Source organism: Methanohalophilus levihalophilus (genome assembly GCF_017874375.1).
GTDB lineage: Archaea > Halobacteriota > Methanosarcinia > Methanosarcinales > Methanosarcinaceae > Methanohalophilus > Methanohalophilus levihalophilus.
On sequence record NZ_JAGGLK010000001.1, the window covers coordinates 299,639 to 325,474 of the forward strand.

Annotated in this window: 28 protein-coding genes and 1 tRNA gene; 24 read left to right on the plus strand and 5 right to left on the minus strand. The window is 43.1% G+C overall.

Translation table 11 applies throughout. The features are described 5' to 3' along the window. Window positions 1-98: 98 nt before the first annotated feature. The 24 genes from proS to J2755_RS01730 all read left to right on the plus strand — a co-directional run bounded on the left by proS (window position 99) and on the right by J2755_RS01730 (window position 18,829). A complete protein-coding gene (gene proS / locus J2755_RS01615) occupies window positions 99-1,535 on the plus strand; it encodes a proline--tRNA ligase (protein ID WP_209678713.1) in 1,437 nt (478 codons plus the stop codon). A gap of 24 nt (window positions 1,536-1,559) precedes the next feature. Further along, a complete protein-coding gene (gene cobT / locus J2755_RS01620; protein ID WP_209678716.1) occupies window positions 1,560-2,609 on the plus strand; it encodes a nicotinate mononucleotide-dependent phosphoribosyltransferase CobT in 1,050 nt (349 codons plus the stop codon). A 71-nt stretch (window positions 2,610-2,680) separates the two neighbouring features. Next, window positions 2,681-2,882: transfer RNA gene (locus J2755_RS01625), tRNA-Trp, on the plus strand. A gap of 81 nt (window positions 2,883-2,963) precedes the next feature. Next, window positions 2,964-4,919 carry an ATP-binding protein gene (locus J2755_RS01630; RefSeq protein ID WP_209678719.1) on the plus strand — a complete coding sequence of 652 codons (1,956 nt, stop codon included), beginning with the start codon at window positions 2,964-2,966 and terminating at the stop codon, window positions 4,917-4,919. Window positions 4,920-5,025: 106 nt separating this feature from the next. Beyond that, complete coding sequence (locus J2755_RS01635; RefSeq protein ID WP_209678722.1) at window positions 5,026-5,616, plus strand: 50S ribosomal protein L15e; 591 nt, start codon at window positions 5,026-5,028, stop codon at window positions 5,614-5,616. Further along, window positions 5,613-6,068 carry an RNA-binding domain-containing protein gene (locus J2755_RS01640; RefSeq protein ID WP_209678725.1) on the plus strand — a complete coding sequence of 152 codons (456 nt, stop codon included), beginning with the start codon at window positions 5,613-5,615 and terminating at the stop codon, window positions 6,066-6,068. Before J2755_RS01635 ends, J2755_RS01640 begins: the two co-directional genes overlap by 4 nt. Further along, entirely contained in the window at window positions 6,058-6,771 is a 714-nt protein-coding gene (gene rnp3, locus J2755_RS01645) for a ribonuclease P protein component 3 (RefSeq protein WP_245312597.1), read from the plus strand. Before J2755_RS01640 ends, rnp3 begins: the two co-directional genes overlap by 11 nt. Beyond that, window positions 6,768-7,130, plus strand: a complete 363-nt coding sequence (locus J2755_RS01650) for an Rpp14/Pop5 family protein (RefSeq protein ID WP_209678728.1) — start codon at window positions 6,768-6,770, stop codon at window positions 7,128-7,130. Before rnp3 ends, J2755_RS01650 begins: the two co-directional genes overlap by 4 nt. 70 nt (window positions 7,131-7,200) lie before the next feature. Next, window positions 7,201-7,962 carry an archaeal proteasome endopeptidase complex subunit alpha gene (gene psmA, locus J2755_RS01655; RefSeq protein ID WP_209678731.1) on the plus strand — a complete coding sequence of 254 codons (762 nt, stop codon included), beginning with the start codon at window positions 7,201-7,203 and terminating at the stop codon, window positions 7,960-7,962. Between the two features lie 24 nt (window positions 7,963-7,986). Beyond that, complete coding sequence (locus tag J2755_RS01660; RefSeq protein WP_209678734.1) at window positions 7,987-8,679, plus strand: ribosome assembly factor SBDS; 693 nt, start codon at window positions 7,987-7,989, stop codon at window positions 8,677-8,679. A 12-nt stretch (window positions 8,680-8,691) separates the two neighbouring features. Beyond that, the gene (gene rrp4 / locus J2755_RS01665) at window positions 8,692-9,528 is read left to right on the plus strand and encodes an exosome complex RNA-binding protein Rrp4 (RefSeq protein WP_209678737.1); all 837 of its coding nucleotides are present in this window, start codon (window positions 8,692-8,694) and stop codon (window positions 9,526-9,528) included. 40 nt (window positions 9,529-9,568) lie between these two features. After that, window positions 9,569-10,435, plus strand: coding sequence for an exosome complex exonuclease Rrp41 (rrp41, locus tag J2755_RS01670; RefSeq protein WP_209678740.1), 867 nt, complete (start codon window positions 9,569-9,571; stop codon window positions 10,433-10,435). Further along, window positions 10,416-11,207 (plus strand): exosome complex protein Rrp42, encoded by a 792-nt coding sequence (gene rrp42 / locus J2755_RS01675; protein ID WP_209678743.1) that lies wholly within the window; start codon window positions 10,416-10,418, stop codon window positions 11,205-11,207. The genes rrp41 and rrp42 overlap by 20 nt, the downstream gene beginning before the upstream one ends. A gap of 37 nt (window positions 11,208-11,244) precedes the next feature. After that, window positions 11,245-11,532, plus strand: a complete 288-nt coding sequence (locus J2755_RS01680) for a 50S ribosomal protein L37ae (RefSeq protein ID WP_209678746.1) — start codon at window positions 11,245-11,247, stop codon at window positions 11,530-11,532. Window positions 11,533-11,537: 5 nt separating this feature from the next. After that, window positions 11,538-11,675, plus strand: coding sequence for a DNA-directed RNA polymerase subunit P (locus tag J2755_RS01685; RefSeq protein ID WP_209678749.1), 138 nt, complete (start codon window positions 11,538-11,540; stop codon window positions 11,673-11,675). A gap of 4 nt (window positions 11,676-11,679) precedes the next feature. Then, window positions 11,680-12,132 (plus strand): hypothetical protein, encoded by a 453-nt coding sequence (locus J2755_RS01690; protein WP_209678752.1) that lies wholly within the window; start codon window positions 11,680-11,682, stop codon window positions 12,130-12,132. After that, window positions 12,129-12,383, plus strand: a complete 255-nt coding sequence (locus J2755_RS01695) for a KEOPS complex subunit Pcc1 (RefSeq protein ID WP_209678755.1) — start codon at window positions 12,129-12,131, stop codon at window positions 12,381-12,383. Before J2755_RS01690 ends, J2755_RS01695 begins: the two co-directional genes overlap by 4 nt. 221 nt (window positions 12,384-12,604) lie before the next feature. Continuing rightward, a complete protein-coding gene (locus J2755_RS01700) occupies window positions 12,605-14,176 on the plus strand; it encodes a PAS domain-containing sensor histidine kinase (RefSeq protein ID WP_209678758.1) in 1,572 nt (523 codons plus the stop codon). A gap of 77 nt (window positions 14,177-14,253) precedes the next feature. Then, the gene (locus J2755_RS01705) at window positions 14,254-14,616 is read left to right on the plus strand and encodes a prefoldin subunit beta (RefSeq protein WP_209678761.1); all 363 of its coding nucleotides are present in this window, start codon (window positions 14,254-14,256) and stop codon (window positions 14,614-14,616) included. A 55-nt stretch (window positions 14,617-14,671) separates the two neighbouring features. After that, window positions 14,672-15,637 (plus strand): DHH family phosphoesterase, encoded by a 966-nt coding sequence (locus tag J2755_RS01710; RefSeq protein WP_209678764.1) that lies wholly within the window; start codon window positions 14,672-14,674, stop codon window positions 15,635-15,637. Between the two features lie 56 nt (window positions 15,638-15,693). After that, the gene (locus J2755_RS01715; protein ID WP_209678768.1) at window positions 15,694-16,998 is read left to right on the plus strand and encodes a phenylacetate--CoA ligase family protein; all 1,305 of its coding nucleotides are present in this window, start codon (window positions 15,694-15,696) and stop codon (window positions 16,996-16,998) included. Window positions 16,999-17,047: 49 nt separating this feature from the next. Then, window positions 17,048-17,485 (plus strand): ACT domain-containing protein, encoded by a 438-nt coding sequence (locus J2755_RS01720; RefSeq protein WP_209678771.1) that lies wholly within the window; start codon window positions 17,048-17,050, stop codon window positions 17,483-17,485. Window positions 17,486-17,515: 30 nt separating this feature from the next. Continuing rightward, window positions 17,516-17,848: a DUF2103 domain-containing protein gene (locus J2755_RS01725; RefSeq protein WP_209678774.1), complete on the plus strand. Its 333-nt coding sequence runs from the start codon at window positions 17,516-17,518 to the stop codon at window positions 17,846-17,848. 6 nt (window positions 17,849-17,854) lie between these two features. Next, window positions 17,855-18,829, plus strand: coding sequence for a methanogenesis marker 12 protein (locus J2755_RS01730; protein ID WP_209678777.1), 975 nt, complete (start codon window positions 17,855-17,857; stop codon window positions 18,827-18,829). A gap of 2 nt (window positions 18,830-18,831) precedes the next feature. Here the strand turns inward: J2755_RS01730 and J2755_RS01735 are convergent, their stop codons facing one another. The 5 genes from J2755_RS01735 to J2755_RS01755 form a co-directional block, all read right to left on the minus strand. After that, window positions 18,832-19,605 (minus strand): carbon-nitrogen family hydrolase, encoded by a 774-nt coding sequence (locus J2755_RS01735; RefSeq protein ID WP_209678792.1) that lies wholly within the window; start codon window positions 19,603-19,605, stop codon window positions 18,832-18,834. 2 nt (window positions 19,606-19,607) lie between these two features. Continuing rightward, on the minus strand, window positions 19,608-21,134 hold the full coding sequence (locus tag J2755_RS01740; RefSeq protein ID WP_209678795.1) for a thiamine pyrophosphate-dependent enzyme: 1,527 nt from the start codon (window positions 21,132-21,134) through the stop codon (window positions 19,608-19,610). Next, window positions 21,131-22,042, minus strand: coding sequence for a methanogenesis marker protein 11 (gene mmp11, locus J2755_RS01745; protein ID WP_209678798.1), 912 nt, complete (start codon window positions 22,040-22,042; stop codon window positions 21,131-21,133). The genes J2755_RS01740 and mmp11 overlap by 4 nt, the downstream gene beginning before the upstream one ends. Window positions 22,043-22,095: 53 nt before the next feature. Beyond that, a complete protein-coding gene (radC, locus tag J2755_RS01750; RefSeq protein WP_209678801.1) occupies window positions 22,096-22,785 on the minus strand; it encodes a RadC family protein in 690 nt (229 codons plus the stop codon). 68 nt (window positions 22,786-22,853) lie between these two features. Continuing rightward, window positions 22,854-25,832, minus strand: a complete 2,979-nt coding sequence (locus tag J2755_RS01755; protein WP_209678805.1) for a nitric oxide reductase activation protein NorD — start codon at window positions 25,830-25,832, stop codon at window positions 22,854-22,856. Window positions 25,833-25,836: the final 4 nt, after the last annotated feature.

Sequence of the window (25,836 nt, forward strand, 5' to 3'; positions counted from 1 at the left end):
CTTGTCAACTTCCTCCAACCCCACCTGAATAGCATTTAAATAAGACTTCGATGTATTCTGGCTTAAATTACATTATTAGAACAATTACCGGTGACATTATGGCCCAACAGGAAAAAGAGGCATCTTTACCTCCAAAAGAGAACTTCAGCGAATGGTACAATGAACTGCTCCAGTTAGGCAGAATCATGGATGTAAGGTATCCTGTGAAAGGATCTTATGTATGGTTCCCATTTGGTTATTCCATTCGGCAAAATGTGTACAACATCATGCGTAACCTGCTTGACAAGGATCATGATGAAACACAATTCCCACTATTAATCCCAGAACCTGAGTTTATGAAAGAAGCGGAACACATCAAAGGGTTCGAGGATGAAGTCTACTGGGTAACTCATGGCGGAACATCTCCGCTGGATGTGAAGCTTGCTCTTCGTCCTACCAGTGAGACTGCAATTTATCCAATGTACAAATTATGGGTTCGCTCCCATGCAGACTTACCTTTGAGGCTCTACCAGATTGTCAACACTTTCAGGTATGAAACAAAACACACCCGTCCCCTCATTCGCCTCAGGGAAATCACATCATTCAAGGAAGCACATACCGTACATGCCACATGGGATGATGCAGCAAAGCAGGTTGATGAAGCAATCCGTATCTATCTTGAATTCTACAAGAGGCTGGCAATTCCAGTACTTCCATCCAAACGTCCTGACTGGGACAAATTCCCGGGTGCAGATTACACAATTGCTGTGGATGCACTGATGCCTGACGGCAAGACATTGCAGGTTGGTACTGCTCATCATCTCGGGAACAATTTCGCAAAAACCTTTGAAATCACCTACGAGGATCCTGACGGGGAACAGGTCTATGCATTCCAGACCTGCTACGGTGTTTCTGAACGTTCCCTTGCTGCACTGATTTCCATTCATGGTGACGACAAAGGACTCGTAATTCCTCCGGAAGTTGCACCTATTCAGGCAGTCATAATTCCGATAATCTTCAAGGAATCCGAAGATGTTCTTCGAGCTTGTGATGAATTAAAGGAAAAGCTTGAAGCTGAAGGAATCCGCGTCAAGATAGATGCCAGCGACAAACGCCCCGGTGCCAAGTACTACCGCTGGGAAATGCAGGGTGTACCACTGAGGATTGAACTTGGTCCAAGGGACTTGAAGAACAACGCTGCAATGCTTGCAAGACGTGACAATGGTGAAAAATCATCTGTACCACTTGATGGTATCGTTGAAGAAGTCCGGAACACCTTTGCAGACATTCAGGAAAACCTTTATTCAAATGCTTCAAAGAATCTCGAAGATAATATCTACGAGTCCGAAACCATTGATTCCATCAAGGAAAACCTGCCAAAAGGCATCGTGAAATCCTACTGGTGCGGAGAGCGGGAATGCGGACTTGAGATGGAAGAAGCAATTGGAGCAGGTATTCTTGGTATCCCAACGGATCAGCCATCATGTGATGACAAGAACTGCCCAATGTGCGGCTCACAAGCTACAAATACTATCTATGTAGCAAGAACATACTGATCATAAATTCATCCAGTGATTATTATGGAATTTCTTCCAAGAGATAACAAAAAACCGGAAAACCCACTCTTTGTTTGCGTCCTGGCAAACACAGAAACCGCTTACATCGATGGTCTTTCCGCCGCAGGCAAAACGGCAAAACTGACTGATTACACTCCGGCAGGAGATGCCGAGGTTCTGGAAACCGGGAACATCATCAGCGTTCCTGTACTTCCAATGACTCCTCCTTATAACACTCCTACCCCGGGACTCACAACAAGAGCCGTACTTACCCTGACAGGTGTACCCCACGTCTTCGTGAGATCTGGAATGAAACTCACGCCGGAAGTCCCGATGATTGATCTTGAAACCGAAGCCGGATCTGACATACGTAATGAGGTGGCGGTCAAGGATCCGAAGGGAATTTTCGACAGGGCTGAAGCTGTCGGTAAGGATCTCAGGGACAAATCCGATTTCATTGTAATCGGGGAAAGTATTCCTGCGGGAACCACCACTGCATGGGCGGTACTGGATGCCATGGGCTATGACGGTGTTGTAAGCAGCAGTTCCTGTGAAAATCCCATAGGACTCAAGGAAGAAGTTGTATGTGCAGCTCTCAAGTCATCAGGTATTACCCACGGAAGTCTCAGGAACAGTCCTCTTGAAGCAGTCCGCAGTGTCGGTGATCCAATGATGCCTGCAGTTGCAGGTCTTGTTTCCGGAATTGGTGACAAGCGTGTTATTCTTGCAGGTGGAACCCAGATGGCTGCGGTGTTTGCTGTCATCAAACACTTGGGAATCAATACCGATAATCTGTCAATTGTGACCACAAGCTATGTTGCAAATGATGAATCAGCTACCTTTAACGAGTTAATAGAACAGCTTGGTGCGGAAATGTTCCATGTTGATCCCGGATATGGCCAGTCCAGTCATGTGGGATTGCAGCAGTATGAGAAGGGTCATGTCAAGGAAGGCGTAGGTGCCGGAGGCGCTCTTTACCTTGCACATCTCCTTGGTGTTACCAGGGAACAGGTGCGTGAAGAAGTCGAGAAGATCTGCGAGGAACTTGCGGATCTGATTGAGGAAAAGGAGTAAGCACAAACCTTTTCCACCGCTAACTATATTATTGATGAATTGCATCCAATTGATGCCTAAAGCGTTATCAAGGGGTTGTGGCCTAGCCAGGAATGGCGACGGGCTCCAGCGGATAAATGATGAGCAACGGGTCTACTGAGACTTGCCCGACGGGGCATGTCGGTGAGGAGCCGTTGGAGCACTGATATGTGTTCACCAGAACCTTCAAAATGCTGCTACGAGCAGCGGTTCGGAGAGACCCGTCGATCGTGAGTTCGAATCTCACCAACCCCACGTTCCTTTCTTTTTTATATCTATTACTATATTATTTAGATAAGTTTCTTATATGTTTAAACTATAGCTTAGTCTGGTTGCATGGAGAAAACTTCTTTTGATGTAGTTTTTAGTCGTCTGGATTTCAAGTTAATGTTTTCAGTGGGAATCATTATCGCTATCTTGCTATCATTTATGTTTTTTCATATTGCTTCCGATATTGAAAGACAGTTTTATTCTGAACTTGATGCACAGGCCGAGGTATCTTTTGAGCAAATAGTTTTAACCAGGCAATGGAATGCTGATTATGGCGGGGTATTTGTTGAAAAGAAGGACGGCATTCACTCTAATCCTTATCTCATGGAGCTTGGACTAAATCCTGATATCACGACGATTGATGGTACCAATTATACCATAAAAAATCCTGCTTTGATGACACGGGAAATATCTTCCTATTCAAAAGACAGTGGTGTATTCAGCTTTCGCATAACAAGTCTTGATCCTGTGAATCCGCTTAATGAGCCGAATGCTTTTGAAGCTGAATCCCTGCGGCAATTTGAGAACGGTACTGAAAGCACCAATACCCAGTTGATTGTAAACGGTTCACGGTACTACAATTATATGGCTCCTCTTCATACCAATGAAGGATGCATCGAGTGTCATAGTGACTATGAAGTAGGGGATGTTCAGGGCGGTATAAGCTTATTGTTGCCCATGGATTCCCGATATGATGCAATACAAAAAGATAAGATGCATGTCCTGATTATTGCCCTTCTTACAATAGGTTCGGTTGAGCTTTTCTTGTTTGGTATCACAACACGTTTTGTTTCAAACCCAATAAGGGAATTAACGAAAGGTGCAAGTGAAATATCCAACGGGAACCTGAAGTACCGCGTAAGCATTAATTCATCCGATGAAATAGGCCAGTTAGGGACCACATTTAATAAGATGGCAGTTGACCTTGACAACTCCATTAAGGAAATGACTGAATCCTACGAATGGTTCCAGAATGTATTCATTAATTCTTATGATGCCATCAATATCTCGATTAATGGGAAGACTGTTTATGTGAATCCTGCCTATATGCTGCTGTTCGGTTATGGTGAACCGGAAATTGTTGGACAGCCATTCGAGTTTGTTTTTGCAAAAGAATCCAGGTCTAAAATCCATGATGCGATCGAATCCTTTGAATCCACGAATGCCGTTCTCCAGCGTGTGGAAGCAGTAGGCGTGACAAAGGATAAAAAAGAGGTATTCCTTGACATTTCCTTCTCATTTATGGAAACTAAAGGTGAGCGTTATACAATTGCTATTCTGAAGGATGATACTGAGAAAAAGGTTGCAGAAGAAGCTCGTTTGAAAAATGCCGAACTACTTCGTTCAAATGAACTTAAAGACATGTTTACTGACATTATGCGTCATGACTTGCTGAATCCTGTGGGTGTAATTTCCGGTTATTCCGAACTCCTTCTTGATATGGAAGATGATGACAGGAAAAAACGCTATGTTGCGAATATCCACAGAAGTGCAAAAAGCCTTACTGATATGATTGAGTATGCTGCTCTTCTTGCCAGGCTTGAAAGTGTGGATAAAATTGACTATGAGTCACTGGATCTTGCGGTAATCATAAGGGATGTCACCAAGAACCTGGAATTGCAATTTAATGGTCACGAACTTGAATTTGGATTTGGGGATGATGCTTACCTCGTTGAGGCTCATACTATGATTGAATCCGTATTCCAGAACCTGATTTCAAATGCTATTAAGTACAGTCCTGAAAAGTCGAGGATTGAAGTTAATATAATTGATGATGGAGATCTTTGGAGGGTTGACGTTATCGATGAGGGTGAAGGTATTTCTGATGAGGATAAACCCTATGTTTTCGATAGGTTCAAACGTGTAAGCAAAGGTAACATTAAAGGCAATGGTCTTGGTCTTGCAATTGTGAAGAAAATAGTTGACTTACATTCCGGGAAAATTATCGTTTCAGATAATCCCGCAGGAAAGGGCAGCGTATTTTCTGTCTGGCTCAGGAAAGCCCGCGATAAAAACATTTAAATGCTATTGTGCTTGTACTACCCCTGTTTCGTTTACGGGATGAGTTCCCGTTGGTATGTGGTCCCAAAGAGGGCTGAATCATAAAGAACGAAGCACAGGTGAACTAATGTCAAAATCATTTTACGCATACATACGAGACGCATGGAAAGATCCTGACAACACTTATGTCAGGGATCTCCGCTGGGAAAGATTACAGGAATGGAGACGTCAGGGCTCAGTTGAAAGAGTAAGGCGTCCAACCCGTATTGACAGGGCACGCTCCCTTGGTTACAAAGCCAAACAGGGAATCGTTGTTGCTCGCGTACGTGTACGCCGTGGTAGCCTTCGCAAGTCAAGGTACATCCGTGGTCGCCGTACCCAGCACATGGGTAAAAACAAGATTGTTGCAGAGAAGAGCCTCCAGCGCATTGGTGAGGAAAGAGCTGCACGCAAGTTCCCGAATATGGAAGTTCTCAACTCCTACTGGGTTGGCGAAGATGGTAAGCTCAAATGGTTCGAGGTAATTCTCGTAGACCCAAGCCACCCTGCAATCAAAAATGACAAGGATCTTAACTGGGTATGCAACAGCGCTTCACAGGGACGTGTTTTTCGTGGAAAAACCAGTGCAGGCCGCAAGGGTCGTGGCATGAGATCAAAGGGCACTGGTACTGAAAAGAACCGCCCAAGCATAAGATCTAACGGCAACAGAGGCAAGTGATTCATTACATCCTTTTGCGTGCCACTGCGCATGCAACAGAAGATCGGTCCAGGGTACTTCAAGCCCTGAACCTTTTTTTACCGGAAAATTATACAACAGATACGTCTGGCAATTCCGGTAACATTGATTCCATGGAGATAGAGGGACATCATGGGAATCCCATGGTTCTCTTTTCTGTAACCCTCAAGCGCAAACCTGAAATCAAGGCTTTTGCGGAAAAACTCAATAAAGGTTTATCCCCGGAAAACCGTGATGTTTTGCTTGGGGAACTCCATGAAAGGCTGGACGATGAGCTAATGCTCCATTTACGCTTTGACAAACAACAGGCGTATCTGGGCAACGTTTCTTTTTCAGATTCCCCGGATTCCATCGTAGTTAAGCTAAAGATAGCTACATATCCTAAAAACATGGAAAAAGCAATTCAGGTGCTGGAGGATCTCTTTGCCGCATAAATATTATGACCTTTGTATTCACTCTTCTCCGGAAGGGGAGCATGACTGTGGCCAGATGCTGGCTATGGCACAATATCTGGGTTATAGCGGTGTATGCATTTCAAACCATTCAGATTCCATAGATCCTGACATCCCTGCTGGTGGTGGGTCAATAAATGTTTGCAACGGGATAGAAATTCGTGTGTCAAAACCTTCAAAACTTCACGGATTGATAGGTAAATACCGTACTGAAAAAGATGTGATAATAGTTCACGGTGGGACTGAATCCATCAATCGTGCAGCAGTTGAAAATCCGAATGTTGATGTGCTCAATCATCCCTTTACCCAGAAAGATAGTGGAATGAATCATGTGCTGGCAAAAGAAGCTGCAGAAAATAATGTTGCTCTGGCATTTAATGTTGACATCCTGATTCAGCTCAAAGGTGGTAAACGGGTCTATGCTCTCTCCAATTTCAGGAATAACCTGCAACTTGCCCGGAAATATGATGTTCCCATTTTGTTAACTACCAATGCAATGTCCATTTATGATCTTCGTGCTCCCCGTGAAGTCATAGCTCTTGCAGGTTTATTCGGGATGACCTTTGAGGAAGCAACGGCTGCACTTTCTGATGTGCCCGCAGGCATAATATCTCGCAATCGCAGGCTTGCTGGTTCCGTTTGTGACGGTGTGCGTGTAATTGGGACCGAAGGTGATGTGCTTTGAAGATCCTTCCTCCGACATTACGGCCGCAACGACGGTATCTTGCTTTTGAAGTCATATCAGAAAAAGATGTTTCAAGGGATGCCTTGTTGCGTGAAATTTTTCCGGCTGCCTCATATCTTCTTGGAGATCTGGTTTCCAGCCAGTGCGAAATAAGGTTACTTGATTTTGATTATCCTTTTGGAATCCTGAGATGTCTCAGGGATTCTGAAGAACTTACGCGCACGGTATTATGTGTTATTAGTTCCATAGACGGCACTCCCGCCTTTATCCGTGTACTTGGTGTTTCAGGTACGATAAAGGCAGCTACAGAAAAGTATATTGAAGGGCAGGAAGCCTACGATGTACACAGTCACTTATAAATGCAGAGAAACAATATTATACGTTGTTGTTATTATCACACGCATAAAAATTAGTAGGAGATGAAGTAGAATGCAAATGGCGCCACAAATGGGTTACGATAGAGCCATTACTGTTTTTAGTCCGGATGGCAGACTTTTCCAGGTAGAATATGCTCGTGAAGCTGTTAAAAGGGGTACTACAGCTGCCGGTATTAAGGCAAAGGACGGGGTTGTCCTGCTTGTTGACAAGCGTATTACAAGCAGATTGATTGAAGCTGAATCAATTGAAAAGATTTTCCAGATTGATGAGCATATAGGTGTAGCTACATCAGGTCTTGTGGCTGATGCCAGGGCCCTTGTAGATAGGGCACGTGTTGAGTCACAGGTAAACATGGTCTCTTATGACGAGCCAATAAATGTTGAAGTTCTTGCCAAGAAACTCTGTGATCACAAGCAGACATATACCCAGTATGGTGGAGTACGTCCTTACGGTACAGCTCTTTTGATTGCGGGAGTCGACGGTAAAATCCCAAGGCTCTTTGAAACCGATCCAAGCGGTGCACTTCTTGAATACAAGGCAACAGCTATAGGTGCCGGAAGAAATGCATTTATGGAAGTCTTTGAAGAGAAATATGATTCTGAAATCGGTGTTGAAGATGCCATTATGCTTGGTATGGAGGCTCTCTACCATGCATCGGACATGAAACTTGATGCTGCAACCCTTGAAGTAGGCGTTGTCACCTCTGAAGATGGTATTTTCAGGAAATATTCCTATGATGAAGTCGAGGCATACGTAGAGCGTACCCTTGAAGCTCATAAGGAAGATGCAGAAGAACAAAAAGATGAAGAATGATCACATTGAACAAGGTGTATTTTTATGATATCACTTGATGAAGCACTGATTGCAAGGCTCAAAAAAGGCAGCAAGCATTTTGAAGTATTTGTGGACCCTGATGGTGCTCTTGAATATAAGAAAGGCAAAGAACTCGATCTCGAGGACATTCTTGCTGCAGATTCTATTTTTACGGATGCAAAGAAAGGCGATCATGCTTCAGAAAACCAGTTAATTGACAATTTTGGTACTGATGATCTTTACGAAATCGCTGATAATATCATCAAACACGGCGAATTACAGCTTACTCAGGAGCAGAGAAAGCATTTTCTCGAGGAGAAAACAAAGCAGGTAATCAATATTATTGCCCAGAATGCTTTGAATCCTCAGACAAGGGCTCCCCATCCTCCATCCAGGATTGAGCATGCAATGGAAGAAGCTAAATTTCACATTGACCCCCTTAAAAGTGTGGATGAACAGGTTAATGAGGCAATGAAAGCAATCAGGCCTATTATTCCAATTCGTTTTGAGGAAGTTGACGTTGAAGTGCATGTACCTGCTTCATATGCGGCAAAATCCTACGGCGAAATTGCTCACTTTTCCACCATTGTAAAAGAAAACTGGTTAAATGATGGTTCATGGGTTGGCGTTGTCAGGATGCCTGCCGGAATACAGAATGACTTTTATGGTCTTGTAAATCGTCTTACCAAAGGGGATGCAGAGACCAAACTTCTCTGAGAGGCAATCAGAATGGACCGCAAGATTGTTTTTCCCGGTCAACTTCTCTCTGAGAAAGCTTCAGATTCAGGTAAGGGTACTTATGTGAAGAATGGGAAGGTTTATTCCCTTTTTTACGGAGTTGCCAATCTCAAGAACAAAGCAAGTGTTGTTCCTTTTTCCGGGCGCTATTCTCCTCATGCAAGAGATCAGGTTATCGGAAAAGTAATTGAAGTGACATCTTCTAACTGGATTTTTGAAATTGGAGCACCTTATGACGGTCTTCTTCATGTTTCTGAATATCCGCGACGTGTGGATAATTCAATGATGAGGAAAACCATGGATATAGGTGATTCAGCTATCTTGCGGATAAAAGATGTAAGTGCTTTCAAGAAAGTAGAACTCACCATGAGGGATCACGGGCTGCGTGTATTGCGCAGGGGCAGGATTATTGAAGTACAGCCTGCCAAGGTTCCCAGGATAATCGGCCATAGCGGGTCTATGGTTTCTATCCTGAAACGTGAGACAAATTGTGATATTTTCATAGGCCAGAATGGTCGTATATGGATTAACGGTAAAGATGCCGATATGGAGCGTCTTAGTGAAGCAATTCGTATAATTGAACGCGAATCCCATACCTCGGGACTTACGGATCGTATCAGTCACTTCCTGAAAGGTGACGAAGAAGATTCAGAAGTTGTAGAAGAATTAGAGGTAGCTGAGGAGGAACCTGAAGAGGTTGAAGAGTTGATTCCGGAAGAGGACGAGGAAGAAGAGATGGAAGAAGAAGTCCTGTCTCCTGATGAAGTCGGTTATACAGAAGACGCATGCAGAAAGATGGATGTACTGCTTGATGATGAAAAGCAGTAATTTTAGTTATAAGTAAGCAGGAATATGCGGAGAACTAATGATGAGTGACAAACCAGAACGTTTCATTGATGAAAATGGTATACGTCTTGACGGAAGACGTGTTGATGAAATCCGTCCCATGAAAATTGAATTAGGTGTATTATCAAGAGCTGATGGTTCATGTTACCTTGAATGGGGTAACAACAAAGTACTGGCAGCCGTTTATGGACCACGTGAACTTCACCCGCGCAGGTTACAGCGTCCAAACGAAGCGCTTGTAAGGTATCGATATAATATGGCTGCTTTTTCTGTTGAGGATCGTATAAGACCAGGTCCCAGCAGGCGCAGTACTGAAATTTCAAAAGTAAGCGGAGAAGCCTTCGAGCCTGTTGTAATGAAGCAAGACTATCCAGGTGCAGTTATTGATGTAATGACTGAGATCCTTCAGGCAGATGCCGGTACAAGGACAGCAGCTATTAACGCAGCTACCCTTGCTTTGGCAGATGCGGGTATTCCTATGAAAGGCCTTGTTGCAGCATGTGCAGTTGGAAAAGTTGACGGTCAGCTTGTTCTTGATCTCAACAAACCTGAAGACAATTATGGTGATGCGGATTTACCTATTGCCATGACGCAGGATGGCGAAATAACCTTACTTCAGATGGATGGCCACTTGACTCCGGAAGAATTCAAAACCGGTGTTGAAATGGTAAAGAAAGGCTGTGAACAAATTTTCGAGATGCAGCGCGAAGTTTTAATGGCCAGATTCGGAGAAATTGCCGAAGAGGCCACCGAGGAGATTCTTGAAGCAGAGGAAGAAGCTGAAGAAGCATCTGCTGATGTTCCGGAAGAACAGGAAGAAACTGAAGAACTGGATGAGGAAGAATCAACTGAAGACGAAGAACTGGAAGGTGAAGACGATGAGCAATGAAGTTATTTCTCGCCTCAAGAAGGATTACATTTACAACCTTATGCTCAAGGGAAGTCGCGAAGATGGTCGTTCCTTTGAAGAATTCAGGGATATAGTACTTGAAACCAACGTTATTGACAAAGCCGAAGGGTCTGCAAAAGTACAAATTGGAGATACCCAGGTAATGGTTGGTGTTAAGCTTCAGGTTGGAACTCCTTTCCCTGATACCCCTGATTCCGGGGTTATCATCACCAGCATGGAATTGAACCCAATTGCTTCTCCAAACTTTGAAGCAGGTCCTCCAAGGGAAAATGCAATTGAGATGGCAAGGATTGTAGATCGTGGAATTCGCGAATCAGGTGCTATTGATCTTAACAAGCTGTGCATTACCGAAGGTGAGGAAGTCTGGATGGTTTTCATCGATGTTCATGTCCTCAATGACAGTGGAAACATCCTGAATGCCGCTTCTCTGGGTGCCATTGCCGCACTTATGACTACTACAGTTCCGGGCGAAAGGGAAGGGCGTGGCGAGGATATGCTGATGCCAATCCGGGAAATGCCGGTTTCCGTTTCTCTTATCAAAATAGGCGAGGAAATGTTTATTGATCCTACATACGGAGAAGAAGATGTTTGCGAAGCCAGGATTACTGTGACTTCAAATCAGGATGGATCTATCTGTGCCATGCAAAAGAGTGGCTCAGGATCACTTTCCGAAGAGCAGCTTTTGCACTCTGTTGATGTAGCAAGAGCTAAAGCATCTGAAATACGCGAAAAGTATTTATTAGAGATATAAATCTTATACAAGGATTCAAATCAGGAGATTGATTATCATGGCCAAAAAATATACCAAAAAAGGACGGATATCCCGCTCTGCCGGCAGGTTCGGTACAAGGTATGGACGTAAAGACCGTAAGATAGTGGCAAACATTGAAGAGCGCATGCATGCTCCTCACAAATGTAACAATTGTGCAAGACCATCTGTGAGAAGAATTGGTACAGGCATCTGGAAATGCAAAAAATGTGGATATACCTTTGCAGGCGGTACCTATCTACCTTCCACAACAATGGGAAGGTCAGTAGCAAGGTATGTCAGCAAAGCCACTGAACAGGTTGAGTAAAGTCCATGGATTACAAATGTACAAGATGTAAACGTCCGGTGGAAATCGACTACCAGTACACCGGTATTCGCTGTCCATATTGCGGAAACCGCATTCTTGTGAAGGAAAGGCCTACCAGCATTAAACGCATTACGGCTGAGTGAGAGGATGTTAATATCCTCTTCCCGCTCTCCTTCACAATCGACGCGTTCAGTCTGCAAATGGCTGGCTTCTTTTTTCGGATGCAGTTATTTAAATCGCGGTAAGCGAAGCCTTGGGGAACTTTTGGAACTGGAGGGTTCAGATCCACTCATTCTGGTAGGAGAATACCATGGTAATCCATCAAGTTTTTTGATTTACACTGATGGTGTTGAAAGGTTATCCGTATGGATGACCGTAACAGCGCCTCAGGAAAAACTTCCGCGAAGGCTTCCAAAACCCTCAATTGAAGGGAAAGGCGATTTGTTCAATTTGCTTTCTTCTGCTCTGGCAATTCCTGTAGGAGAATGCAACAAGAGTTGCTTCAGGGTTTCTGATGATACGATTGATTTTTTCGGCGGTAATGGCCTGCTTTTCAGGTTCAATGTGAAAAGCTTTAAAGAATGCGTTGATGCACAATGAAAATCTTTGTAAAATCCACTTTTGAAACGAGATATGCGGAAACCATATATCTTACTATGCTTCCTGAGCTTGACAGGTTGGTTACCGACAGATCTTCTATTCATTTAACATTGGGTAACAACTGTCTGATCCTTGAAATGGGTGCAGGGGATCTGGTTTCGATGCGTTCTACCTTAAACACATGGTACAGGCTTGTTAACGTGGCTTATGAGGCATGTTCAATAACCAGTATATGCAAATCCAACGCATGAACTACCTTATCAGTTTCATTTTTTTAGTAAAAATTAATAATTAAAAAATTTAATGTTTAATTACGAGTATCAGAAAGAAATTTATTAATAGTTCTATCATCATGTATATTTTAAGAAGTAGGACTTAAAAATAATTTGAGTTGCATTGCTGCTGAATTGCTCAGTGAGGAATTCGAGTATGTTTAGTTCATGTTTCTTCTGTTATTGGGGGGCTGTGATTTTTGTATTCATATAGTGATCCAAACATTCAGCAAAAAGTGAATTTAGAAGAAAATTATAATAATGAAGGCAGAAAGTGCCTTGAATCTTTTTTACCTGCTGAAATACTTGAATCTGTGTTTGAACACACACACATGATGGTGGCATATTTGGACACTGATTTCAATTTAATGAGGGTTAACCGTGCTTATGCGGAAGCCGATGATCATTTGCCTTCATTTTTTGTTGGGAGGAATTATTTTGATCTCTATCCGAATGAAAGCAATCGGATCATTTTTGAAAATGTTGTCAAAAACTGCAAACCTTATTTTGCCACAGAAAAGCTATTTGAATATGCGGATTCACCTGAAAATAGAACTCGCTATTTGGACTGCAGCTTGATTCCATTAGAGGAAAATGCCGGGAATGTATCAGGTTTATTTCTGACAATGCAGGATGTTACTGAGAGAGCAAAAATAAATCAATCCCTCATTGAGAGCGAACAAAAATTCAGGAATATTTTCAAATTATCGCCAGAAGCCGTAGTTCTTCTTGACAAAACCGGGATGGTTGTAGATGTAAACCACAGGGTACATGACTGGCTTGGTTATGAATCTTCAGAGTTTAATGGTAAACGTTTGCTTGAATTGCCTTGCTTCGACGATAAAACAAAAACCTTAATCCTTGAAATGTTTTGCAGGAGGATGAAGGGTGAAAAGGTTGGCTCCTATGAAATTTCTTTTATCAGGAGGGATGGGAGTACATTTGTTGGTCTTGTAAGTGCAAGTGCCATTCAGGGCAGTGATGATATGTTATATGATCTGGTTCTGATTTCCGATGTCACTTTGCTGAAAGAGCAGCAGAATGCTTTGCTTGAGGCAAAAATGGCTGCAGAAGCGGCCAATAGGTCAAAATCAGAATTCCTTGCAAATGTTAGCCATGAATTAAGAACACCTCTTAATTCCATTATTGGTTTTTCGGATGCAATGCTGGAAGGTTATACAGGTGATCTAAAGGGGAAACAGGCCAAGTATCTTAATAACATTTCAACAAGCGGGAAAAACCTTCTCAACCTCATTAATAACGTTTTGGATCTTTCTAAAATTGAAGCCGGTAAAATGGATTTCCACTCCGAAAGTTTCCCTGTTGCTGATATCTTCAGGATATTGGAGAATATGTTTTTGCCAATGACATCTTCCAAGAATATTTCCCTTCAGTTTAATTGCACACCTTCTTCTCTTGCAATTCATGCTGATTTCAGTAAGCTTGAAGAGATATTGATAAATCTCTTAAGCAATGCAGTAAAATTCACGCCTGAAAACGGTGCCATTGAAGTCAGTGCGAGATCAACTGAATCCGGGATTCAGTTTTCTGTAAAAGATACCGGTATTGGTATCCCCGTAGATAAACTGGATCTTATTTTTGAACCGTTCAAACAGGTTGAATGCTTCCACAAACGGGAACACTCCGGAACCGGGCTAGGCTTATGCCTGGTGCGGAAATTCATCAAAATGCATGATGGAGAACTTAGTGTCAAAAGCAAGGAAGGAGAAGGTTCGGAATTCTGTTTTGTAATTCCGGATTTGGGATGCTGATTGTAGGGTAAATTCTGCACTCCAATATAGAAACATTAAAATCATTTTAAACCTATTGTGAGGCAGGTGAAACCAATATGAGTTCAGAAATACCCCCCCAGGTCCAGAACCAGGTTGCTCAGTTGCAGCAGGTTCAGCAGCAGGCACAATCCCTTGCTATGCAGAAAAGCCAGGTTGAATCCCTGCAGAAAGAATCTGAAATGGCACTTGAAGAGCTTGAAAAGCTTGAAGATGATGCAATTGTTTACAGGGCTGTTGGTGATATGCAAATCCGTTGCACGAAGGAAGATGCAATTAGCAAGCTCAAGGAAAGGACCGAAACAATGGGTCTGCGGTTGCAGTCTATTTCAAGGCAGGAAGAACGTATTTCCAAACGTTTTACCCAGCTTCAGGAGCAGATAAAGCAATCCATGGGAACACAGGGATTCCAGGCGCAGTAAGCGTCTGTGATCTTCGTTTTGCTTTCTAAATTCATTTTATCCTGCCGGGATCCACATGCAGGTAAATGAAGCCGGGTTTTATAGCAGATTGCTGGACTATCACAACATTCTTTATCTGTGTCACAGGAATGCCGATCCAGACGCTGTTAGCAGTGCTTTTGCGCTTTCAGAAGCTATAGGCGGGACTGTAGGTCTTATAGACGGAAGTAATCGTGTTGCTTCCCTGCTTATAGACAAACTGGAAATCGAAATTGTTGAAAACCCTGATCCGAAAGACTACGATCTCGTTGTCGTAGTTGATACTTCCACAAGTGCCCAGCTAAATGATATTGAACTCGGGCATTATTGCGTTATTGATCATCACGCAACTACAGCACTTACGGACAATGCCGCATTTTATCTCCATCGTCCTGCTACCTCTGTAGCGGAAATTGTCTACAAAGTCCTGACTTGCATGGAAGCTCCAATTATGTATCGTACCGCCATAGGACTCATGACGGGAATAGTAACAGATACTGGTCACTTCAAGCATGCAACAAGTGAAACTTTCCGTACATTCGCTGATATCATTGAATCAAGTGGAGTGGAATATGGGGAAGTTCTGGAGCTCATGGCTGCAACCCCGCAGGATGTCTCCATGCGCATTGCCATGCTTAAATCGGCAAACAGGGCAAGTGTTGAGCGTGTAGGTGATTGGCTGGTAGTAGTTTCCCATGTAAGTTCCTTTGGAGGCTCAGCAGCTTCCATGTTAATAAATATCGGTGCTGATGTAGCTCTTATTGGTACTTCAAAAGATGACTCCGTGCGAGTCAGCGGGCGTGCGAAACGTGATGCTGTTAATGCCGGTGTAAACCTCGGGCAAATAATGGAAGAGGTCAGCAAAAATTATGATGGGACCGGTGGCGGGCATGCCGGGGCAGCTGGCATCGATGTAAATGCAGAAATGGATGATATTCTCCGGGACTGCAAAGATAAGGTTGTTGAAATCCTTGGGAAAAGACAGAATCCGGTTAGCTTATAAATCTTAATAATTATACTCCTGTAGTTACTTTATTTACGCAGGGAAGGCGAGTTCTTATGATAGAATACTGGAATCCACAGATAGAGCGTATGCCTGTAGACGAACTTGAAACACTACAGGAGCAGAAGTTAAAGAATCTTGTTTCTTATGTTTACAATCATTCTCCTTTTTACCGGGAACGTTTTGATGAAGCTGGTGTAAAACCAGAAGACATCAAATCCCTTAAGGATCTTACAAAACTTCCCTTTACCTACAAAAAAGACCTTCGTGACACTTATCCCACAGGCATGTTCTGTGTTCCAAACAAACAGCTTGCCAGGTTCCACGTATCTTCCGGTACAACCGGGAAACCAACTGTTGTTGGTTATACAAAGAACGATATCTATGAATGGTCTACATCCCTTGGACGGGCATTAACTTCTATCAATGTTGGCCGGGATGATGTGGTTCAAATTTGTTATGGGTATGGTCTGTTTACCGGTGGCCTGGGCATGCATTATGGTGCCGAAGAAGTAGGTGCCACAGTTCTCCCTATAGGTACAGGAAGTACTGAAAAACAACTTGAACTAATGCAGGATCTCAGTACAACTGTGATTGCATGCACTCCTTCTTACATGCTTTATATGAGCGAAGTAGCAAAGGAATCAGGAGTGGATTTTGTAAAGGATACCGGTCTTCGTGTTGGTATTCTTGGAGCAGAGCCCTGGACTGAGGAAATGCGCAAACGCATAGAAGCTGCAACCGGAATCAAAGCATACGATATTTTTGGTACATCCGAACTCAGCGGTCCACTGTTTACAGAATGTACATACCAGGATGGCATTCACATATGGGCAGACCAGTTCCTGGTGGAGATTATTGATCCTGACACTGGTGAACCGCTTCCTGAAGGAGAGCGTGGTGAACTTGTCATAACAACTCTTGCCAAGGAAGCACTTCCGCTCATCAGGTATCGCATTGGTGATTACACTGTCCTGAACAAGGAGCCATGCAAATGCGGTCGTACTCATCCCAGAATTATGCGTGTTTCTGGACGTGTTGATGACATGCTTATTGTTCGTGGAATCAATGTTTTCCCCGGGCAGGTTGAATCAGTTCTAATGAAGATTCCCGAAGTGGGTGAACACTTCATGATAATTGTGGATCGTGTCAATGAGCTTGATACCATGAAAGTCCAGATTGAAATGACTGATGAAGCCTTCAGTGACAAGGTCAATGATATCATGACTCTGGAGAAGAGAGTCTCCGATGCTTTGAAGAATGTCCTGAATATTTCCGTGAAAGTGGAGCTTGTAGAGCATGGCTCTCTCCCACGTTCAATGGGCAAATCAAAGAAAGTTATTGATAACAGAAAGCTATAAACCCTATCGGGAAAACTTACTTGTGTTAAAATAATAGTGGGTCGGTAAAATGGATGATAATCTCATTAAACAGATTTCCCTTTTTGCGGAAAACAAGCCGGGAAGGCTTGCAAACATTGCATCCAAATTCAAAGAGGCATCAATAAACATCCGTGCTTTCACAATCGCCGAAGCTGGTGATTTCGGAATTATCAGGATGGTTGTTGACAACCCTGATAATGCACACCGTGTTTTACATGATGCAGGTTTTACTGTATCTGAAACGGATGTTCTGGGGATTGAAATGGAAGATGTCCCGGGACAACTTGCAACAATTGCGGATTTGCTCGGAGAGCATGATGTCAATATCGATTACGCCTATGCTTTTGTAACTCGCACCGAGAAAGCATTCCTGATAGTTCGTGTGAGTGACGTTGAGAAGGCCGTAAAAATCCTTGTTGATGGCGGAATAAATCTTCTCAGCATGAATGACGTACAGAGCATTTAATTTGCTCTGTCAATACCTTTTTTTGTTTACATGTCTTCTGATTCAATTCTTAAAGATAAGCTTGGAGGCTCCCATACTACAGTAATTGGGGGTCGTAGCGGCAAGAAAATCCTGCGTACAGTCAGCCAGCATCCAAATGTTAAGCGTATAATTCCTTCGGTTATTTCAGTCAGGGGAAAAAGCGCTTCAGGTGGGAGTCTCTCTGCAAAAATCCTGCGCCCGGACAGCAGGGGAAATCTCCGGTTGCTTTTGTCACAGGGTACATCTTCGCAGGAAATTCGCCTGGTTACAAACATAGGCGATTTTGAGGAAGGCGAAAAGCTAATGGAAGAATTAAACGATATTCTTTCTGAATACAGGTGATAAAATATGTTTCTTGGAATTGATCACGGAACAAATGCAATGCGCTTTGCTGCGATTAATGGTGTTGAAGAGAAGCATTTTGAAATCCCCAGAACTGAAATATCACAAATGAATGAAAATGAGATTCTCCCTCTTCTTCTGGACAAATTTGATATTACGGAAAATGAAATTGAGCTTATTGCTGTTACATATTCAATGGGTGATGGTATCACCTGTATCGAAAACGTCAAAAATGTAAAAAACAGGGGTGTGCAAAACATTGAAGGCGTGGGTAAAAAAACCGGTGCCGGAACTCTTGTTTTTGATGCAGTACTGCATAGTGATATTCCGACAGTTGTTATTCCGGGAATTCACGAGAAAAGCAGCACTGATCCAAGGATGAATGTTTTTTCCCACTCAACAAGCCCTGAAAAACTGGGAATTGCTTACAATGCATTTTGCACCGGTGTAAGGGACTTCATTGTCTCTGATATGGGTTCAAATACGGTAACTTTGGGGGTTGTGGATGGTAAAGTGGTAGGAGCTATTGATGCCTGCATTTTTGCGCCGGGAACAAACCACGGTCCCCTTGATTTGCAGGCTATCAGGGATGTGGATGCCGGAAAATGCACTGCCAACGAGGCTTTTATGAATAGCGGTGTCCTGAAGCAGACTCCTTATTCAACGTCTTCTGAATTGATTACAGCATTTACCGAAGGCAAAAAGGATGCAGCGTTTTCCATGGATTGCCTTGCTCTTTTTGCTTCAATGGAAATTTCAGCAATGCAAGTCCTGTTAAAGGATTATGATGTTAAAGAAAGTGCCCTATTCCTTGCAGGTTCCATTGGAGAAGTAGGATATGTGCAGGAACTCATTGCAAAATATACAGGCAGCAAACCCCAGTTGCTTGGAAAATGGAGTGCTGCACTTGGCAGTGCCATGATTGCACGTGACATTGCCTCCGGAAAGGCCGAAATCCTTGGTATTCCTGTGAACTTCTGATTTTAGTACAAATCATCTCTCCTGTCGGTAAAAACAGGAATAAAGGTACGTGTCTCTTTTACCAGCGCAGGATCAAGGTTTCCTATAACAACTGCCTCTTCCCGTCCTGCTTCATCTACAATGGTGCCTAGTGCGTCGATTATCATTGATTTTCCAAAAAAGCTGCTTCCAGGATCACTGCCTGTACGGTTGCATGCAATGTGTGGAATCTGGTTTTCAATCGCTCTTGCCTTTGAAAGTATTTCCCACTGATCACGTCTGGGATCAGGGAATTGGGCAATGGTTACAAGGATATCGGCACCCTGCAAGGCAAGCTTACGTGCGACTTCCGGGAATCGCACTTCATAGCAGATCTCAAGCCCGATTTTCAGGCTTTTGCCGGTAATTTCAAACGCCTGGATCTCAGTGCCCTTTGAAAAATAGGCATTTTCCTTTTTGAATGGATGAGTTTTCCTGTATTCTCCGGTAAGTTCCCCGGAAGCGATACAAAATCCCATGTTTGAATATTGATTGTCGCCTTGTAATTCGATGATGGATCCGATTATAACGCAATCATGTTTCAGGGATAATTCCCTGAATGGTTCAAGAGATGGATATGGTTTCCTTTCTGCCTGCTCCCCGATGTTATCATAGCAAAACCCGGTGGAAAATACTTCCGGAAGTACAATAATTTCAGCTCCTTCTGCGATAGCTTTCTCAGCCATTTCAAGAGCTTTCCTGCAATTATTCTCCTTCTCACACAGTTTAACATCCATCTGGATACATGCTACTTTCATATTCACATCTCCTCGCTATCGCAGTATTTTGTGCATTTGCCTTCAAGGAAAATAACGGATATGCCTTTCTTGGAAAGCTTGTTTCGGATAAGTTCTCTCAGGACTTCCTCGTCTTCATTATCTGCGTTGATTGTGATGACGTCTTCAACCATCTGTTCTACTATATTTGTAAGGTCCGGTGCTTCCTGTCCACCTGTCATTGCAGCAACGCGATTTTTCAGTACAAATATTAAAATGTCGCTTTCGAGATGGACTGCATTAATCAGTCCGACTATTCCGAAATGTGCAAGTCCGAAATCTCCGATAACGGAGATTCCCTTATTTGAAAAACCGCTGGCAACTGAGATTGAAGATCCAAGTGCAAATCCGGTTTGCACTGCCCTTAGAGGCGCCGGTGCGCTTCGTATCAGGCATCCGATGTCACCTGCCACAGGCACATCCATTTTCCCGAGAACCCTGTACAGGGGAAGATAAGGGCAATCATCGCAAAGGGGGCGTGGTCCTCTGGAGGCAATTGTTTCGATAAACCTGTTCGGTTTAATTTCTTTTTTATCAATTTTAGTAATTGCCTGGTCTATGTCATCAGCTTCAATTATGCCGTATGGAAGATGTCCCGTCAATTTCCCTTTAACTTTGCTTTCAATGGAAATATGTGATTCCAGAAAGGTTTCCGTTTCTTCCGCAACCAGAATACTTTCATGCTTATCAATGAAGTCTCTTATTGCTTCGAAGGGGAAAGGGTTCACCATATTGAGGGCAAGATGGGAGCATTCAATCTGTTTTTCCCTGACGACTCCATCAACGATAGTGGAAACATAGCCTGAGGAGATTATGCCAAGTTTTCCTTTATTTTCAGATAAAATGGATACTGCCAGTTTCTCGCTTTCAGAGACCAGATAAGGATATGATTTTGAATGGAATAGTTGGTGTTTACCTTTCATGGTATAATCCCAGATAGAAAGATCATAGGTATTCTTTGATTCTGATGAATCTGGGAGTTCAACTTCCTGAAGGCTTTCCAGCATTCTTGAAGTAGTTCTGATTATTGCAACTGAACGTGTCTCCTCTGAAATCCTGAATGCATCGCTTAATGCTGTTGCAGCATCCTGCGGATTTGCAGGGTCAAACACAGCAACCTCTGCTAAAGTTCCAAAATTGCGGGAATCCTGCTCGTTCTGGGAAGCTGCAATGCCGGGGTCATCACCTGCAATTATTACAATTCCGGTACCGATTGTATGAGTGGTTGATGATACAAGCGGATCACAAAGGACATTCATTCCTACATGTTTGTTCAGCACCAGTGCACGTGTTCCTGTAACGGATGCACCAAGAGCCATCTCAAAGGCTACTTTTTCATTGGTTGTCCAGAAGGATTTATCAGAAAACTCGGAGTCTTCCATGAAGCTATCCATGAGGGATGTTATCGGGAAACCCGGAACACCGCTGATGAGTCCGATATCGCATTTCCGTGCTGTTTCAAGGATTGCCTTTGCACCGGAAATTTTCTTTATGGATGCCTTTGTACTCATAGGATTTCCGCGTCCATTATTACCGATTCATCTGGGCGTGCAAACCACGCAACGGCGGCAAGTGCACCAATGAGGCCGTTACCATCCATCCAGACTTCCACGCCATTTTCCTCGGCATATTGTTTGGCAAAATCATGTGTTAGTTCATCGCTGCGACACAGCTTGCTGTATCCGTAAGCTTCCTTTGCCTCAAAAGAAGAAAGGACAACCATACCTGTCTCGCTGGATACACTATACTTTTCAAGTGCAGCCTGAACGGTTTCAAGAAGTTCTTTCTTTGCTTCTTCGTTAACACATCCGAATTCAAGCACTGTAGAAACACAATTCTGTGTTTTTGCTGATACCGGAAAAAGCTGTACAAGGGACTGTGAGAAATAAACACTGTCAAGAGTGTCAACACTTTGAGCAATGTTGTGAGTCAGACACCATGTTGCCCCTTCTTCCTTGGTATCGGTGTCATCAATACCAATGAGAACACGCTCCCTACGAGGAACAACGATTGTTCCTTTTGCCGCACGTCCGCCGCCGGATTCGGTTAGAGAAGAACTGATTACTCCCCGGGCCATTGCCCTGCAACGGGTGGCGCCAACGCCTCCGCCTCCAAGGCCCGCATAGGTAATCTCTACTTCAGACCCTTTGACTTCAACAGCTTCAATTCCGGCTGCAGCTGATGAGGGTACAAGATTTAGCTCCTCACGTCCGGTTTTAACAAGGAAACGGTTCATGTTCCCGAGGACTCTTGTATTCAGGATAAGGGGTGAATGAGAATAGTGGTAGCGAGACCATGCTGCACCGCCATAGCAGTTGCTGTGCTCTATTATTTCTGCAAGTGTGTTGTCCTCATTGCAGACGGCATAAATGCCTTTGTAGGGAATTGCATAAGGGTCAGGTAGTTCTATTTCTTTCATCTGCTGCCTTATTGGTAACCAATGGCTTAAATGCTTTTTTGGTTTCTGGAAAATCAGGAAATATATCCCTCGTCTTTCAAACTGACATAGCGTCCATCACCTATGATTACATGGTCCAGTACGTCAATTCCCAGCAGTTTGCCTCCATCAACCAACTTTCTGGTGACTGCAATGTCCTCTCTGCTCGGGCTGGGATCTCCCGATGGATGATTGTGTGTGAGGATAACAGATGCTGCAGATTCAAGGAGTGCGGATTTGAATATTTCCCTTGGGTGGACAATATTTGAGTTCAGGGTTCCTATGGATACAACTTCTTCCCGAATAACATTGTTTTTTGTGTCAAGGTGCAAAGTGGTGAGTCTTTCTTTCTTCAATTCCCGAACCTGCGGATAGAGTATTGAGTAGACATCAGCAGATGATGTTATCTTGCGTCTTGGTTCATCACAAAATCCCTCTAGTCTTCTTGCAAGCTCGAAAATAGCTGAAATCTGAGCGGCCTTGGCAGTTCCCACTCCGTGAATTTCCATAAGTTTTGTAAGACTTGCCTGGCTGAGTTGCTTGATGCTATATTCGGTAAAAATACGATTGCACAGAGTGACAACATTCTCCTTTGCTGTTCCGGTTCTCAGGATTATTGCCAGAAGTTCGGAGTTGGAAAGGCTTTCAGGTCCCTTTTTTACGAGGCGCTCCCGAGGTCTTTCCTCTGCAGGGAGATCTTTAATCCTGATGCTTTGATCGCTCATACATTGTACAGATGATTACATTAATTAAAAATATTTGTGTATAATTATGTTTGTAAAAGTACCTGTTCTTACGTTGTAATATGATTGTAAAGGATTGGCAGCTTCTCTGGTAAAGCCATCGCATTATCAATAATTGTGTATCCGATATCCGAGAAAATAGATTCCATATACTCGCTTGCCTCGGCATCAACTGTTATGCAGAAAAAATGCATCCCAAGAGCTTTGCCCTCCTGAATTGCCATCCTTGTGTCTTCAATGGCTGCTCTTCCCTGATATTTGCCCTCAGTGAAACCGAAATCATAAGGTTCACCATCGGAAAGCAGAATGAGCAGTTTGACTTTTGCATCAACCTGTCGCAGTTTGGTAATTGAGTGCCTTATGACTGTCCCCAGTCTGGTATTGTATGCAGATTCCAGTGCACCGATTCTGCATTGGACGTCTTCTGAAAATCTTTCCTCAAAATTCTTTATATGATAAAATTCCACATCTGCCCTTGTATCGCCGGAAAAAGCATAGATTGCATACTTATCGCCAATACTTTCCAGAGCTTCCGTCATTATCACAAGGGCTTCCTTTTCGACATCCAGTATGCTTTTCCCGTCATCCAGCATCTTATCCGTTGAGGCACTGACATCGACAAGAAAAAGTGTTGCAACATCCCTATCGCGTTTATCTCTCCGAATATAGAGATTTTCCGTTGGATTGATACCGCACTTTCTGTCCGTGAAAGCTTCTGTAATTGCATCAAAATCAAGTTCATCCCCATCTGGTTGCCGCCTCATTTTCTTGAATGACACCGGCTTCATCATTTTGAAAATACGGTTTATGAGTGATATTTCATGGGCGTAGTGGATAGTTGTGTTCTGGTAAAAGCTACTGGATTCACCACTGGGCACAACTTCGTATATCATGCACCAATCGGATTTGTAATCTTTAATCCTGTCATCCCATTCATCATAGCTGTAGCTTCCCAGTACCTCCCAGCTCTTGGCAATAGCACATTTTGGACCGGATTGCAACTCATCTTGCTTAATCTCGTCTTCGTCAGGTTCCGGTACACTCTGAGGAACAAACCTCTCAAGCATTTTTTCTGCAAGCTCATTTTCTTCTTCCAATGATGGGGAGGTTCCCATACCTTCTCCACGATATTCCAGATTCTCAATGGGCTTATACTTCCCTGAGAGGAGGGCGACTTCTTCATTGATTATTTTGTAAATTTCAAATGTGACTTCAAGGGAATTAAAAGTAGTTGAACGAGGTTGGAATATTTTTTTCTCCAGCAGCTCTCTTGTTTTCCTGACAGGAGCCCTGAGTTTCTCTCCAATCTCAAAATCGGGCTCATGGCCAATAGAAAGCAATAGAAGTGCTTCCATGAATTTTTCCATTGTTTCCTCTGGCTCTGCCCTATTTGCTATCATCTGCTCTCTTACTTTTTTGAAATCCTCTCGCAATCCCCTGTAGAGATTTGTAGTCTGGTATTCAACTCTTGCATCTTCAATTATCCCAAATATATCCGTTGCAATGGCTGGTTTTGGAAAGAGGGCCAGTGGGATTGAAAAATTAACGCTCGTTACGTTGCCTTGTTCTTCGTTTAGTTCAGGAATATTCTGTAAAAAGGCATCATCAAGATTTGTTATTATTTTTCCAAGCAAAGGGTATAGAGCACCAACGGCACATTTTGATTTTCCGAATTGGGTATGTCCGACTTCATGCATTACACTTAGCTTGTAAATTCTGAAATTGTCCTCAAAATCCCCGTATCCTTTCATTGTAGGTGTCAGGTATATTGCTTTTCCGGCAACCATAGGATGCGTGAAAGGAGCCTGCTCTTCCGGAAGAAGATTATGGGATCTTATCAGGAAATTAATTCCGGAAATCCCGAAGGCATAATAATTCAGGACTTTTCTTACTCTTTTAAGTGCAACACCGCTCATTAACTGCCCAACAAATTCCTTTGAACTTCTGGATTTCAATGAGAAATATAGCCTTCCTCCGGGCTGATCATTTTCATAAATCTCAAGACCATGCATGGCCCAGTCTTCCAGTTCAGTTATGTCAAGATCTTCCAGCAGGGTTACGGAATTCCTGAAATAACCAATGGCAATCTCCCTGTTTACTTCAAACAGTTCGATGCCTGTTTTGACCCATTTTCCCAGTTCTTTCGGATGAATCTGAAGCAATATTTTTGTGAGATTCCCAAAATAGATACCTGCAAGCAAACAGTCCTTTTCCAGTATCAACTCCGCATTTTCAAAAATCAGCGGATGGAATTTCGGATTAACCCTGCTTAAGACAACAGGTGAATTGCTGAAAAAATCAGAACCGTAAAAACTGGTTTCACCTGCTATTTTACTCCCGATTCCAACCCACTTTCCAAAGTCTTCCGGGGTTAATTCCTTTAACAATTCGGGTGCATTTTCAAAATAACCTGTAGCACATTTCCAGTTTATGCATGCAACCTGCGCACCGAGTTCAAGCACATAGTTTCTTTCCTCTCTACTCGTACTGCGAAATGAGTTCGCAAGTCCGCTAAAGCTTCCTTCAAAAAACGCTTTAGGAACATCTGTGTTTTTTAAACCTAGTTCTTTCCCTTTTTCCACCCATTCACTTAATTCTTCAATTTCCAGATCATGAAGCAGTCTGGGTGTCATATTCAGGAAAATAATAGCTATATCCGTGTTTTCCTTTACAAAATCCAGTGCTATAGCTTCCCATTTTTCAAAATCACTATCCTCGAGAGTAGCCATTGCAAGCGGTGCGTTCTCAAAAAAAGCAAGAGTAGTGTCAACATCGGTTTCTGCAAAATTCCCTGTATGTTTAACTAAATTTAACCTCTGGTCCAGGGGAAGTACGGAAAAAACATCCTTTGTTTTTTCAATAAACTCAATTGCAGATTTTGTTTTCTTATCGGCAATTTGCGTAATTACCGACTGCCACAATCGAAGAATATCCTGATCAACCAGAGAAGCTATTTCCGGCAGGCATTCCTGATAGGCTTTAACAACTCTTTTGTCAAGAGTTGCCAGTTTCCCGGCATCCTCGGACAATTAT